This window comes from Campylobacter concisus (assembly GCF_002092855.1).
In the GTDB taxonomy this organism is placed as follows: Bacteria; Campylobacterota; Campylobacteria; order Campylobacterales; family Campylobacteraceae; genus Campylobacter_A; species Campylobacter_A concisus_AI.
The window spans coordinates 414,747-428,195 of record NZ_LVLC01000012.1 but is presented as its reverse complement, the minus strand read 5'-3'; the positions used below and the strand labels follow the sequence as shown (position 1 = coordinate 428,195).

Sequence of the window (13,449 nt, the reverse complement as noted above, 5' to 3'; positions counted from 1 at the left end):
TAATATACAAGCGATTTTGTCGCAAAGGATAAAAAATGAAAAATGTATTTAAAGTTGGTGCAGTTTTGCTTACGGCAGCTCTTTTTGCTGGATGTGCGAGTGAGAGCTCAAGGGTTGTTGAGACTCCAAAAGTAGCAAGCTACGGCACAGTTTACAATGGTCAAAAAATTTCGGTTTCGATAGGCCGATTTAATAATCAATCAGCTTACCAAAATGGTGTATTTGCTGATGGCGAGGATAGGCTTGGCAACCAAGCTCAAAGCATTTTGATCACAAATTTACAGCAAAGTGGCAGATTTTTGGTGCTTGATAGATCAAATATGAAAGTGATCAAACAAGAGAGCGAGCTAAGTAAAACTGCTCAAAATTTAAAAGGTGCAAGATACGTGATAACCGGTGATGTAACCGAGTTTGGTCGCAAGACAACAGGCGATCATCAGCTATTTGGCATACTTGGCAAAGGCAAGCAACAAACTGCCTATTCAAAGGTAAATTTAAATATCGTTGATACCAAAACGGCTGAGGTTGTCTATTCGGTTAGTGGCGCTGGCGAATACACCCTTTCAAACAGAGAGATCATCGGCTTTGGCGGCACAGCAGGATACGACTCTACGCTAAATGGCAAGGTTTTAAGCCTAGCTATTATTGAAGCGGTAAATAATCTAGTAAATGGTATAGAAAGTGGAGCATGGCAAGTAAAATAAAGCTTGCCAGCTTTGCGCTTTTTGTGCTATTTTTAGCGGGTTGCGGTCATTCAAACGGCCCAAGATCACTTTATTATTGGGATGGATCATATAGTAGCTCGCTATATAGCTATCTAAATGAAGAGGGCGATACAAACGAGCAAATTTCACGCTTAGAAAATTTGGTGCAGATCTCAACACAAAAGGGCTATAAGATCGCTCCTGGCGTATACGCACACCTTGGACTTTTGTATCTAAATAACGGAAATTTAGGCGCTGCAAATGCAAATTTTGACAAAGAAGTAGAGAATTTCCCAGAGTCAAGAGAGTATATAAATTTCATCAAAGGCTCTAAAAATTTAACTCCAAAAAAAGTAGAGCAAAAAGAGGGGGCAAATAATGAAAAATAGCCTTAAATTTATAGCCTTTGCATTTTTAGCAGTATTTTTTACGGGTTGCTCTATAAAAGAGCCTGAGCCATACGACTACTCAGAATTTTTACAAAAAAGACCTCACTCTATCTTAGTGCTTATGCCAACAAACGATAGCACAGAAATTTCAGGCCCAGCAGCTGTTTTAGCAAATGCAGTCGCACCACTAAGTGAAGCAGGATACTATGTATTTCCAGTGGCTCTTGTAAATGATACCTTTAAGCTAAATGGCATAACCGAGCCAAGCGAGATCGCAGCCGTGCCACTAAATAAGCTTGATAAAATTTTTCATGCCGATAGTGTGCTTTATATAAACATAAAAGATTATGGTACGAGCTATGCAGTCATCTCAAGCTCAACAAAGGTCATTCTTGAAGCAAAGCTTATCGATATAAAAAGTGGCGCTACTCTTTGGCAAGGTAGTGCCATAGCAGCAGAAGATAGCAGTAGTGGCCAAAGTAGCCTACTTGGTATGTTAGTCTCAGCTGTCATCTCACAAGTGGCAAATACCATCTCAGATAGATCGTATGATCTAGCAGTGATGGCAGATGCTTATTTGTTTTCAAGAGATTGCCATAACTGCATACTTTATGGACCATATTCGCCGCATTATGGCAAAGATGCACAGCTTCATAAAGATAGATAATTAATGAACACTCATCGTCTTGGGATACTCCTTACTTTAGTTGGCGGTATCCTTTGGGGATTTAGTGGGGTTTGTGGGCAGTATCTATTTTCACTTGGTATAAATTCTGATTTTTTGGTGCCATATAGACTGATGCTAGCTGGCATTGTTATTGTGATTTTTTATGCTTTTAAAGAACCAAGTACCGTTTTTGCTCCGATTAAAGATATAAAGCTCCTTAGCGAGTTTTTAGTCTATGCTTTGCTTGGGCTTATGATGACGCAGTATGCTTATTTTTACTCCATTGAGCTTTCAAATGCCGCAGTTGCAACTGTTATTCAATACACTGCTCCTGCTTTAATTTTAATGGTCATTTGTATAAAAGAAAAACGCGTCCCAAGAAAACTTGAAATTTTGGCTCTATTTTTAGCCATGCTTGGCGTATTTTTCCTGAGCACACATGCGCAAATTTCATCTCTTGTCATTTCGCCAAAAGCACTATTTTGGTGCTTAGTTAGCGCTATTTGCGTTTGTGTTTATAATCTTGCTCCAGCAAGGCTAAATACTAAATATTCAGTCACTCTCACACTTGGCTGGGGAATGGTTATGGGCGGAGTGGTGCTTGCTTGCTATATGAGACTTTGGGAATTTGCTGGGCTTAATGGGATAAATCAATGGCTTGCATTTATTGCTGTTATTACGCTTGGCACCATTTTTGCATTTAGCTTTTATATGATAGGTGTTAAGCTAATAGGCGCAGCAAAAGCTAGTTTATTAGCCTGCATAGAACCGCTAAGCGCAGCATTTTTTGGCTATTTTTGGCTTGGAACAAAATTCGTATTTTGGGATTTTTTAGGATTTGCTCTAATAATCTCTTGTATATTTTTACTATCAAAAAGAGAAAAATTATGATATTTCTAGCACAAACTGATACGACAGCTGGCTTTTTGAGTAAAGATTATAAAGAGATAAATAGGGCCAAAATGCGTGATGAAAATAAGCCTTGCCTTATCACGACGGCAAAATTTAGCGTTTTAAATGAGCTTGTTAGAGTGCCAAAAAAATATAAAAATTTCATACGCCGTTCAAGAAAAGCCACATTTTTGTATCCGAATTTAAAGGCTATTAGAGTCGTAAAAGAGTGTGAGCACGAAAAATTTTTAGCTAAATTTGACTGGCTTTATTCAAGCAGTGCAAACAAAAATGGGCAAAATTTTAATGAAGCTTGGGCTATGAGCGTGGCTGATGAAATAGTAGATGATCATTTTTTCGAAGATGCTCCATCAAAAATTTATAAAATTTCTCGAAAAAAAATAAAACGTTTAAGATAACTAGTAAATTTATACAGCCACTACCTTTTTAAACTCATCTAAATTTTTTAGTGCTTCATCTATACCAATCAGCCAAAATTCGCACTTTGTTGTATCTTTTTTAAAGTGTTTTTTCATTAGCTCTTCCACACTTTTTGTACCACACTCTATTAAAAATTGTTTATAAATTTTGCAAAATTTTGCTTCATCTTTTTTAAACTCACTTAGAAAAAATTGTGATAGTAGATAACCGACACTATAAGGATAGTTGTAAATGTAGTTATCTGTTTTATAAAAATGTGGCTTAAAATATGGCAAAAATTCTTCAACATCGCTCGTGCTGTCTTTATAAAATTTATCCCAAGCTTGTTTTAAAAGATCGCTTGCATCTTTTTTGCTGACTTGACCTTTTTGTCGCAGCTTTATAAAACCAGTCTCAAACTCGTATCTAACGCTTATATGAAGTAAAAAATTTGCAGCGCTTTTTAGTTCCTGCCATAAAATTTCTACCCTAAGGGAGTTATCTTTTTTTAGCTCATTTCGTAAAAGAGTCTCATTAAATGTACTCGCGCTCTCGGCTAAGCTCATTGGAAAATTTGCGCTTAAAACCGGAAGATCACGCATCAAGTAGTAGTGCCAAGCATGCCCAAGCTCATGAGCTTGCTGGATTAAGTGCGAAAGAGTATTCATGTAGGTGGTAAAAATTCTTGGTTGCTTAAATTTTGGCAAACTCACAAAAAATGCTCCACCAGCTTTATTCTCTCGCACTTCGCTTTCTATCCAGTGTTTATCTATCATAAGCTTGATAAAGCTATCTTCACCCAGTGGTTTTAATACTTTTTTGATGATTTTAATAGCCTCGTCATGAGAAATTTCACTGTGCTTGCTAAGTGGATAAGGTGCCAAAAGATCGCAACTTCTCATGCTTTTGTCACCTAAAAAGCTAGCTCTTACTCTTACGCATTCTCTTATTTTTTCCAATCTTTTGCTAATGGCTTCTTGCATGGCGTTTAAAGTGTCAAGGCTCATTTTATTTTCTTCAAGGCTTGGAGTTAAAAAATCAACTTTTGCTGCCTTAAATTTAGCCAGTCTAAATCCATGAAGCATATTTAAGATATCAAGATAAAGATCGGCAAATTTATCATAGTGAGAACTCAGGCCATCAAACACATTTTTGCGTAAAATTTCATCATCTGATCCTTTTAATATACCCATACATTTTGCAAGATTATAGCTTTGTGTATTTGCATTTTTATTGGTAGCAGAGATATTTATTAAATTATTTAGATGTCTAAAATTTGCAAAAAGTGGAAAAAAATTTGTGAGCGCTAAATTTGCAAAAAATTCTCTTTCGCTCTTTTTTCGTATTTTGCTCTTGCTATTTTTATGCTCTAAATATAGAAATTTTATATGTTTAAATTGAGTGCTTTGAAAAATTTTATCATCACTTTTTAGGCTATCAAATTTATCAAAAAGTAGCTCCTTTGCCGTATCAAGTTTAGCTTTTTGCTCTTTTATTTTTAACTCAAATTTACTAGCTAGCTCATCTTTTGTATTATCACTACTTTTGCAACGACAAAATGCGAGTAGGCTAGCTGCTTCCTTGTATGCTTCTTCGTATGAGATGATAGCTTTGGTAAGCTCACTATTGTTTAAAAAATTAACCAAATTTTCATTTTGTGCTTTTAGATTTTCAAACGATGAGATAAAAATTTCGCTATTAAAATCTACATAAGAATCATCAAAGCTCCATCTCATATTTTCTCCTTAAAATGATAGTAAAAATACAAATATATGGTGGCTTATAAGACCTAAAATAGCTGGCACGCTACATCTTTTAATGAGCGAAAGCGGGCTAATGTGAAGCATACCTGAAATGGCTACCACTACGCCAGAGACAGGTGAAAGTGGTCTAGCTATTGTGGAGGCTTGATGCATAGGAAGCACGAGCATAACAGAGTTGATGTTTAAGCTCTTAGCTATATTTGGCACCATGTTTAAAAGCGGATAAAAGCTTGCACCATTTGAGCCAGCTATGATTGTAACGATGGTTGTTATAAATACAAAAAGTATAGACATGCCAAGTCCCCCAAAGCCTATGCTTTTTGCCAAATTTACAATAGCATCAAGCATACCAAGAGCTTTAAACCCTTCAGCAAATATACCAGCTGCTACAACTAGCATAACAACACCACTTAAGCTTTTTGCCATGGCATTAAAAAATACTTTTAGCCCTTCGCCAAGCTTTTCAAAGCTAAATTTATGTCTAAATGCTTCAAAAACCATAGCAATTATCATAGAAAGGATTATGACACTTGATATGTTTAGTTTTATAGTTTTTAAACAATATGGCGAAAAAACTACTACTAAAATCATCGGTAAAAATGGTAAAAGAGCGTAGATCATAGGTGCTTGCTCTTTTGGAACATCCACCTTATCGTCAAAACTAATGCTCTCTCCTACATGCTCGCTACAAACCCAACCTTCTTTTTTGTCTAAGTATCTATTCCAAAGAACTAATGCAATGCCGATCACGAGCGCAGTTGGAAGAGCTGCTGGAATTTTATAGATAAAAACATAATCAAGCACCTCAAGTTCAGTTGCTTTTGCAGCAGCAGCTGTTGATGAGCCAAGAAGTACCATTGAGCTAGCTCCACTCATCGCACAAATACTACCAACGCTTAGCTTATTCAGTCCTAGTGATATAAGAACTGGTCCAAGAAGTGCAAGACAAAGCACGCCAAGTCCAACTGCACTAGTTATTACCATGCTTATAAGTTTTGCTACGCAAAAAGCTATGAATATCATAAAATATGGGCTTTTTATGGCTTTAAACCTTTTTGTGGCGATGCCTACAAAGGCTTGATTTGCTCCGATATGAGTCATATAACTTGCAAAACCGACCATTAACATAATTAAAAGTCCAAGTTGCGAAAAATTATTTGAGAGCATATAGCGGATAAACTCAACTATATCTAGTAAGGAATTTCCAGTGCTCTTTACCTTTTCTGGTAAAAATTTTCCCGTATCAAGAATGACCGAAGAGACAAGCATGATAACGCCAGATAGTAAAAGCACGAAAGTGGCGTATTTGCCTTTTAAAATCGCCCAGCCTACAACAAAAAGCGTAAGTAAGGCTATGATTAGACCAAGAGTATGCATTTTTGCTCCTTATTAAGATATTTAAAAACCAGAATACAAAATCAAAAATACACTTAAATATAAAAATAATATTTATATACTTGCAATTATACTACTTGTTATATTGAAATTTCGCTTTTATTTATAAAAATATTATCGATTTTATAAATGAGATTGCTACTTTTATGACTAAGATGTAAAAGATGAATATAAAATTTTAATATTAAGTGCGACTATTGTAGTGTGATTTAAAGCTAATTAAAATATTCAAAATATAAAAGATGCAAATATTTGGTTTGGTAAAAATTCAAATGATGCCAGTAGTAACTTATTTTAGTATTTACTCCCTCGGAAGTCCGTTTTTATCAAACTTGTTGCTGATTAACTTACCCGCTTCGTCGTATTTTTTGGTGCGGATGAGCCTGCCGCGCTCAAACTCGCCCTGGGCCTCTAGTTTGCCGTTTGCGTAGTAGTGTTTCGCCGTGCCGGTTTCCAGCCCGTCCTCAAACATCACTCTAGCTTTTAGCTTGCCGTTTTCGTGATACTCCTCGTACAGTCCGTGATAGCGTCCGTTTTTAAACATCACTTTTGCCGCCAGCGCCCCGCTCTCGTAGTAGTCCAACCCTGCGCCCGTTTGGCGGCCGTCTTTGTACTCGTATTCGCCTCTAAGTTTGCCGCTTGGGTAGTATTCGCGCACGACGCCGTCCTTTTCGCCGTCTTTGTAATTTTCTACCACGTGCGTTTTGCTGTTTTCGTAAAATCGCTTCCAAACGCCTTGTTTGCGGTCGTTTTTGTATTCGCCCGTCTCCTCCACGACGCCGCTTTCGTAGTACCACGTCTCCGCGCCCTCTCGCTTGTCATTTTTGTAGGTTCGCTTGCCGCGGATTTTGCCGCTTTTATAATAGTCGACGTCCTCGCCGTTTCGAAGTCCGCCAACGTATGGGCTGCGTGCGCTAACTTCGCCGCTAACGTAATAGTCGGTAAATACGCCCTCTCGCTTGTCCGCTTTGTAGGTACCCTCCTGCTTTAACGCGCCGCCCTCGTCGAAGTAGTAGCGGCGGTAGAGTCCGTCGCGGACGTCATTTTTGTATTCGCTCTCGCCCATCAGCGCGCCGCTATCTGCGTGGTAGTGCTTCGCCGTGCCCTCGCGGACGCCGTTTTTTAGGGGGTATTCGTTTGAGGGCTTGTCCCTGCCGTCAAAATAGTCCCTGTATCGCACCGCCGTGCCGCCCTCTACGTCTATCTCGCGTATGAGCGTGGGCGGCAGAGGTTTTAACCTCGGATAGACCATGCCCATCGCATTTACGTCATATAGGTCCTCGACGCTGTATCGAAGCATCTTTAGCGTGCCGTCGTAGGGCTTGCCTTTTACGCAGTAAAGCCCGTTTTTGAGGCTCACTTCGGGCTTCATTACGACTTTTGGCTCCAGCGCCTGCGCACCTATCGCTAGAAGCGGGAGTAAAAATAGAAATTTTAGTATTTTCATGGTTTTTCCTACTTTGTTTGATTTTGGTGATTTTAAAATTTGAAACTAAATTTAAGGTGAAGGCGCGGTTATTTCGGATGAGTTAAATTTGAAGGCTCACATCAAATTTAACCGTCTTTTAACGCTTCGACGACGACCGTCCACTCGCGCACGAGCCTTTCAAAGCTAAAATTTGCGTTTGCGGAGCTAGTCGAGGGTAGCTTGACGGGTTCTTTACCCGTTGCGTTTAAAATTCGAGTTTTTAGATACTTTTCGCAGATTTCGTGCGCCTTGCCGCCGTTTGCGAATACCTGCGCTATGCGCGCTCCGCTAAAGATCGGCTCTAAATTTGCTGGCTTGACGGCGGTCATTTTAGCATCGCTCGAGCCCTTTATCTCGCACGAGATCGCAGCGTCGTAGATAGCGATGCGGTGAGCTAGCAGAAAATCTATCTTTTCATCCGTACTAGTAGGCGTCGGAGCGTTTAAAATCCCGGCCAGCACCAGCCAAAAGCGATTTTGCGGATTTGCGTAGTAAAAGCCCAGCTTGCGAGAGGGGGCGGAGGGAAAGGAACCGAGGATTAAAATTTTAGAGTTTTTATCAAAAACCGGTTTAAAAGGATGGGTTTGGCTCATTTTGCGCCTTTTAAATTTGCCGCGTTAAATAAAATTTCAAATTTGAAAGCAAATTTAACCGCCCGAACGAGCGGCTAAATTTACAGATATTTTCCCTCGCCCGTCAAATTTAGGCGAGAGAAATTTGCGCCTTACTCGGCTACGGTATCGGCAGAGGCATCCTCGGCGCTCTCAGGCGCGCTAGACTCGACCTCGTCGCTAAAGTCAGCCAAGCTTAGCCGTTTTAGCTGGCGGTAGCGTCTTTGCGCGTCGGCCTTGTTTTTAGCTAGCAGCTCGTCCGCGTGCTGCGGATTTGTCTTTCTAAGCGAGTTGTAGCGAACCTCGTTTAGCAAAAACTCCTCGTAAAGCGACCAATCCGGCTCTTTTGAGGTCATTTTGAGCGGATTTTTGCCCTCTTTGATTAGGCGCGGATCGTAGATGTAGGTCGGCCAGTAGCCGCATTTAGTCGCTAGTTCGCCTTGACCGCCGGAGTAGGCCATGCCGCCTTTTATACCGTGCGCGATACACGGCGAATACGCGATCACGAGGCTAGGTCCGTCGTAGGCCTCGGCTGCAGCGATGGCTTTTATCGTGTTTGCCTGGCTCGCGTTTGAGTTAATTTGAGCTACGAAGATATTTCCGTAGGTCATCGCGATGTAGCCTAGGTCTTTTTTCTGCATCGGCTTGCCAGATGCCGTAAATTGCGCTATCGAACCCGCGCGACTTGATTTTGAGCTTTGACCGCCGGTGTTTGAGTAAACTTCAGTGTCAAGCACCAGTACGTTTACGTTCTCGCCGCTAGCTAGCACGTGGTCAAGCCCGCCAAAGCCGATGTCGTAGGCCCAGCCGTCGCCGCCGATGATCCACTGGGATTTTTTGACGAGATATCTTTTTAGCTCTAAAATTTCTTTCACGCCCTCTACGTCTAAATTTTGCTCCAAAATCGGCGTTAAAATTTTAGTGATTTGCGTCGTTTTCTCGCCGTCGTTTTTGTGCGCGATCCAGTCGGAGTATAGCGCGGCTAGGGCATTTGGCACGGCATCTTTGGTGCGTAGCATTACGTCTTCTATACGGTGACGAAGTGTCTCTACCGCGACGTTCATACCCATACCAAACTCCGCGTTATCCTCAAAGAGCGAATTTGCCCACGCTACGCCCTTGCCCTCTTTGTTCGTCGTATAAGGCGTCGAAGGCGCGCTACCGCCGTAGATCGAGCTACAACCGGTGGCATTTGCCACGATCATACGGTCGCCGAACAGTCTCGTAACAAGCCCGATATAAGGCGTCTCGCCGCATCCGGGGCACGCGCCGTGAAACTCAAATAGCGGCTGTGCAAAGCCAACGCCCTTGACGCTATCTTTGCTCATTAGGTCGTCTTTGTAGGTTACCTTTTTAAATAAATAATCGGCGTTTTCCTGTTCGTTTTTCTCCATCTCCTCGGCCAAAGGAACCATGACGAGCGATTTTTCCTTGCTCGGGCAGTTTTGAGCGCACAGCTCGCAGCCCGTACAGTCTAGAGGACTCACTTGGATTTTGTATTTTAGCCATTTTACCTCTTTACCTTTTGCGTCTAGGACGTGATCTTGCACAGTTTGCGGCGCGGCGGCGAGCTCGTTTTCGTCGATGAGAAACGGGCGGATCACCGCGTGCGGGCAGACGAAGGCGCACTGGTTGCACTGGATGCAATTTTCCTCGATCCATTTTGGCACCATCACGCCGATACCGCGTTTTTCGTATGCCGTAGTGCCTGATTTAAAGTGTCCGTCTTCAAAACCCACAAAGGCCGAAACGGGCAGGCTGTCACCCCTAGCGGCATTGATAGGTTTAACGATTTTTTCTATAAATTCGTCGCCGACGTATTTTTCCTCATTTGCGGCGTCATCCGTCAAATTTGCCCAGCTAGGGTCGACTGCGACCTTAACCAGCCCGTCCGCGCCCATATCGATAGCCTTGTAGTTCATCTCCACGATCGCTTCGCCCTTTTTGGCGTAGGCTTTGTGCGCGTACTCTTTCATGTATTTTTGCGCGTCGGCAAACGGGATGATGTCTGCAAGCTTAAAAAACGCCGACTGCATGATGGTGTTCGTGCGGTTTTTTAGCCCGATCTCGCGAGCTAGCTTAGTGGCGTTGATGATGTAGAAATTTACTCTTTTAGCGGCTAAAATTTTCTTTACTTTATTCGGCAGTTTAGCGACCGTCTGCTCGGCGTCCCAGATCGAGTTTAGCAGGAACGTCCCGCCCTCGCGGATACCGTCTATGACGTCGTAAATTTCAAGATACGCAGCGACCGAGCAGGCTACGAAGTGCGGATTTGAGACGAGGTAGGTCGAGCGGATCGGGTTTTTGCCGAAGCGCAGGTGCGAGCGTGTGTAGCCGCCTGATTTTTTGCTATCGTAGGCAAAATAGGCCTGCGCGTAAAGATCGGTTTTATCGCCGATGATTTTGATGGAGTTTTTATTGGCTCCTACGGTACCGTCCGCGCCAAGACCGTAAAATAGGCACTCTTTCACGCTTGCATCGCTTAGCGAAATTTTCTCGCCGACTTTTAACGATGTAAATGTCACGTCGTCCTCGATACCGACGGTAAAGCCGTTTTTAGGCCCCTCTAAATTTAGATTTTCAAAGACTGCTAGCATCTGAGCCGGATCGACGTCTTTTGAGCTTAGGCCGTAGCGGCCGCCTACGATCACGGGCTGATTTTTGCGTCCGTAAAACGCAGCCTTAACGTCCAGATATAGCGGCTCGCCGAGGCTTCCGGGCTCTTTCGTGCGGTCTAGCACGGCGATCTTTTCTACCGTTTCAGGCATCACGTCAAATAGGTATTTTAGGCTAAACGGACGGTATAGATGCACTTTTAGCACGCCTACTTTTTCGCCTTTTGCGCGTAGGTGATCGACGACTTCTTCTAGAGTTTGCGTGACAGAGCCCATCGCGACCACGAGGCGCGTAGCGTGCGGATCGCCGTAATAATTAAACGGCTTATAATCGCGTCCCGTGATTTTTGAAATTTCTTTTAGATACTCGGCCACGATATCAGGCACCGCGTCGTAGTAGCGGTTAGCTAGCTCGCGCGTCTGGAAGTAGATGTCGTCGTTTTGTGCCGTACCGCGAGTTTTCGGGTTTTCTGGGCTTAGCGCCTCGTCTCTAAATTTTTGCAGCGCCTCGCGGTCAAGAAGCCTATCAAAGTGCGCGTAGTCAAGTACCTCGATCTTTTGTATCTCGTGGCTCGTGCGAAATCCGTCGAAAAAGTGCAAAAACGGCACGCGACCCTTGATCGCGGCTAGATGCGCGACGCCCGCGATATCCATGACCTCTTGCACGGAACCACTTGCCAGCATAGCAAATCCCGTCTGGCGACAGGCATAAATGTCCTGATGATCGCCAAAGATAGAAAGCGCCTGGGCCGCGATAGAGCGCGCGCTCACGTGGATGACGCCGGGTAGTAGCTGGCCTGCGATTTTGTACATATTGGGGATTTTTAGCAAAAGGCCTTGCGAAGCCGTGTACGTCGTAGTCAGCGCGCCTACTTGCAGCGAGCCGTGCACGGTACCAGCAGCTCCGCCCTCGCTTTGCATTTCGACTACTTTAACCGGCATGCCGAATAGATTTTTCTTACCCTGAGCCGCCCACATATCGGTGTAATCGGCCATCGGCGAGCTAGGAGTGATCGGGTAGATGCCCGCAACCTCCGTAAATGCGTAAGCCGCGTGCGCCGCAGCTTCGTTTCCGTCCATAGTTTTCATTATTTTAGCCATTTTTCCGCCTTAAATTTTCTTACGATTTTTAAAAATCTTTTATTATAGAGATAGTTTCCAAAATCTACTATTAATCTATGTCATTAATAAATTCTGAGAATTTTGTCTTTTGAATTACTAACTTTAAGCAAAATTCCATTACCGTAATGAAAAAAATTAAAGATAAAATTTGATAAGTGTTCATAGGGTAGCCTATTTAAGGGTTATAGCTCTTACTTTTTGTGCTTTTATATTTAACACTACTGAGTTTGTCCCAGTGCCACTTTTAAGTGATATTGCGAAAGATTTTGACATGAGCACGGCCGATACCGGCCTTATCATCACGATTTATGCGTGGAGCGTCACGATACTCTCTTTACCGCTTATGCTTTTAACTGCAAATTTAGAACGAAGATCTCTTCTTTTAAAAGTTTTTATCGTATTTGTTGTAGCTCATACGCTTTGCGCCTTTGCTTGGAATTTTAAAATTTTAATTATTGCTCGGTTGATGATAGCTATTGCTCATGCTATTTTTTGGGCTATCACTGCTTCACTTGCTGTTAGGCTAGCTCCGATAAATAAAAGCTCACAAGCTCTTGGATTACTAGCTCTTGGCACATCGCTAGCGATGATACTTGGTCTGCCACTTGGAAGAATTTTAGGTGATGCACTTGGTTGGCGTGTGACCTTTGGATTGATAGGAATTTTTGCTGTTGGTGTTGGAGCTTGGCTATATAAAATTTTGCCACTTCTGCCAAGTAAAAACTCAGGGTCGCTTAAAAGCTTGCCAGAGATTGCAAGAAATGGCCTTTTAATGGTCGTATTTTTACTAACTGCAATTATCATAAGTGCGCATTTTAGCACCTATAGCTACATTGAGCCATTTGCAAAAGATATCAGTGGCTTTGATGGGAAATTTATCACAATATTCTTGCTTATATTTGGCGTTGCTGGTGTGGTTGCAAGCCTGCTTTTCTCTAAATTTTATAAGCTTATTCCAAATACATTTTCAGCAATTTCTATCATGCTTATTTTATGTTGCTTGATTTTGTTAAATTTTATTGCTAAAAATGAAGTTTTAATGCTAGTCTTGGCCTTTGTTTGGGGGCTTGGCATAGCTGGTGTAAATATGAGCTTTCAAATAAAAGTGCTAAGTCTTGCCTCAAATGCAACTGATGCTGCAATGGCGATATTTTCGGCTATTTATAACATAGGCATCGGAGCAGGGGCGCTAATAGGGCATCAGACGATAGTTCATTTAGGCGAGCAAAATATCGGTAATGTTGGTAGTTTTTTTGCCGCAAGCGGACTTATCATATTTTTATTTACGGTATCTAAGATTAAAAGAGTTTAGATGTTTAAATATCTAAGCAAAACGTTACAAATTTCTACATATAAGTGATAATAAATATCATAACTAAGAAAAATTTTAGTTAAGCTTCCTTA

The 13,449-nt window shown here is 42.0% G+C and carries 11 protein-coding genes; 6 read left to right on the top strand and 5 right to left on the bottom strand.

Annotated features, from left to right (window positions below; all coding sequences use genetic code 11):
* The first annotated feature begins 35 nt into the window (after window positions 1-35).
* The 5 genes from A3223_RS06395 to A3223_RS06375 are packed head-to-tail and all read left to right on the top strand — an operon-like array spanning window position 36 to window position 3,070.
* Window positions 36-704 (top strand): CsgG/HfaB family protein, encoded by a 669-nt coding sequence (locus A3223_RS06395; RefSeq protein ID WP_084041904.1) that lies wholly within the window; start codon window positions 36-38, stop codon window positions 702-704.
* Window positions 689-1,093 carry a DUF4810 domain-containing protein gene (locus A3223_RS06390; RefSeq protein ID WP_084109602.1) on the top strand — a complete coding sequence of 135 codons (405 nt, stop codon included), beginning with the start codon at window positions 689-691 and terminating at the stop codon, window positions 1,091-1,093. The genes A3223_RS06395 and A3223_RS06390 overlap by 16 nt, the downstream gene beginning before the upstream one ends.
* On the top strand, window positions 1,083-1,760 hold the full coding sequence (locus A3223_RS06385; protein ID WP_084109601.1) for a DUF799 domain-containing protein: 678 nt from the start codon (window positions 1,083-1,085) through the stop codon (window positions 1,758-1,760). The genes A3223_RS06390 and A3223_RS06385 overlap by 11 nt, the downstream gene beginning before the upstream one ends.
* 3 nt (window positions 1,761-1,763) lie before the next feature.
* Window positions 1,764-2,651 carry a DMT family transporter gene (locus A3223_RS06380; RefSeq protein WP_084109600.1) on the top strand — a complete coding sequence of 296 codons (888 nt, stop codon included), beginning with the start codon at window positions 1,764-1,766 and terminating at the stop codon, window positions 2,649-2,651.
* On the top strand, window positions 2,648-3,070 hold the full coding sequence (locus A3223_RS06375; RefSeq protein ID WP_084109599.1) for a Sua5 YciO YrdC YwlC family protein: 423 nt from the start codon (window positions 2,648-2,650) through the stop codon (window positions 3,068-3,070). Before A3223_RS06380 ends, A3223_RS06375 begins: the two co-directional genes overlap by 4 nt.
* A 9-nt stretch (window positions 3,071-3,079) precedes the next feature.
* Here the strand turns inward: A3223_RS06375 and A3223_RS06370 are convergent, their stop codons facing one another.
* The 5 genes from A3223_RS06370 to nifJ form a co-directional block, all read right to left on the bottom strand.
* Complete coding sequence (locus A3223_RS06370; RefSeq protein ID WP_084109598.1) at window positions 3,080-4,807, bottom strand: peptidase M3; 1,728 nt, start codon at window positions 4,805-4,807, stop codon at window positions 3,080-3,082.
* Between the two features lie 9 nt (window positions 4,808-4,816).
* Window positions 4,817-6,211 (bottom strand): C4-dicarboxylate transporter DcuC, encoded by a 1,395-nt coding sequence (gene dcuC / locus A3223_RS06365; protein WP_084109597.1) that lies wholly within the window; start codon window positions 6,209-6,211, stop codon window positions 4,817-4,819.
* A 319-nt stretch (window positions 6,212-6,530) separates the two neighbouring features.
* A complete protein-coding gene (locus A3223_RS06360; protein ID WP_084109596.1) occupies window positions 6,531-7,676 on the bottom strand; it encodes a toxin-antitoxin system YwqK family antitoxin in 1,146 nt (381 codons plus the stop codon).
* A 107-nt stretch (window positions 7,677-7,783) separates the two neighbouring features.
* Window positions 7,784-8,290, bottom strand: coding sequence for a DNA-deoxyinosine glycosylase (locus A3223_RS06355; protein WP_084109595.1), 507 nt, complete (start codon window positions 8,288-8,290; stop codon window positions 7,784-7,786).
* A gap of 131 nt (window positions 8,291-8,421) precedes the next feature.
* A complete protein-coding gene (gene nifJ, locus A3223_RS06350) occupies window positions 8,422-12,024 on the bottom strand; it encodes a pyruvate:ferredoxin (flavodoxin) oxidoreductase (RefSeq protein WP_084109594.1) in 3,603 nt (1,200 codons plus the stop codon).
* 169 nt (window positions 12,025-12,193) lie between these two features.
* On the opposite strand from nifJ, the gene A3223_RS06345 reads away from it, so the two are divergent.
* Complete coding sequence (locus A3223_RS06345) at window positions 12,194-13,357, top strand: sugar transporter (protein ID WP_084109593.1); 1,164 nt, start codon at window positions 12,194-12,196, stop codon at window positions 13,355-13,357.
* Window positions 13,358-13,449: the final 92 nt, after the last annotated feature.

What these genes read in the sequence shown, in the direction of transcription:
- A3223_RS06395 (WP_084041904.1), top strand. Translation starts at nt 36, where the DNA reads ATGAAAAATGTATTTAAAGTTGGTGCAGTTTTGCTTACGGCAGCTCTT.
- A3223_RS06390 (WP_084109602.1), top strand. Translation starts at nt 689, where the DNA reads ATGGCAAGTAAAATAAAGCTTGCCAGCTTTGCGCTTTTTGTGCTATTT.
- A3223_RS06385 (WP_084109601.1), top strand. Translation starts at nt 1,083, where the DNA reads ATGAAAAATAGCCTTAAATTTATAGCCTTTGCATTTTTAGCAGTATTT.
- A3223_RS06380 (WP_084109600.1), top strand. Translation starts at nt 1,764, where the DNA reads ATGAACACTCATCGTCTTGGGATACTCCTTACTTTAGTTGGCGGTATC.
- A3223_RS06375 (WP_084109599.1), top strand. Translation starts at nt 2,648, where the DNA reads ATGATATTTCTAGCACAAACTGATACGACAGCTGGCTTTTTGAGTAAA.
- A3223_RS06370 (WP_084109598.1), bottom strand. Translation starts at nt 4,807, where the DNA reads ATGAGATGGAGCTTTGATGATTCTTATGTAGATTTTAATAGCGAAATT.
- dcuC (WP_084109597.1), bottom strand. Translation starts at nt 6,211, where the DNA reads ATGCATACTCTTGGTCTAATCATAGCCTTACTTACGCTTTTTGTTGTA.
- A3223_RS06360 (WP_084109596.1), bottom strand. Translation starts at nt 7,676, where the DNA reads ATGAAAATACTAAAATTTCTATTTTTACTCCCGCTTCTAGCGATAGGT.
- A3223_RS06355 (WP_084109595.1), bottom strand. Translation starts at nt 8,290, where the DNA reads ATGAGCCAAACCCATCCTTTTAAACCGGTTTTTGATAAAAACTCTAAA.
- nifJ (WP_084109594.1), bottom strand. Translation starts at nt 12,024, where the DNA reads ATGGCTAAAATAATGAAAACTATGGACGGAAACGAAGCTGCGGCGCAC.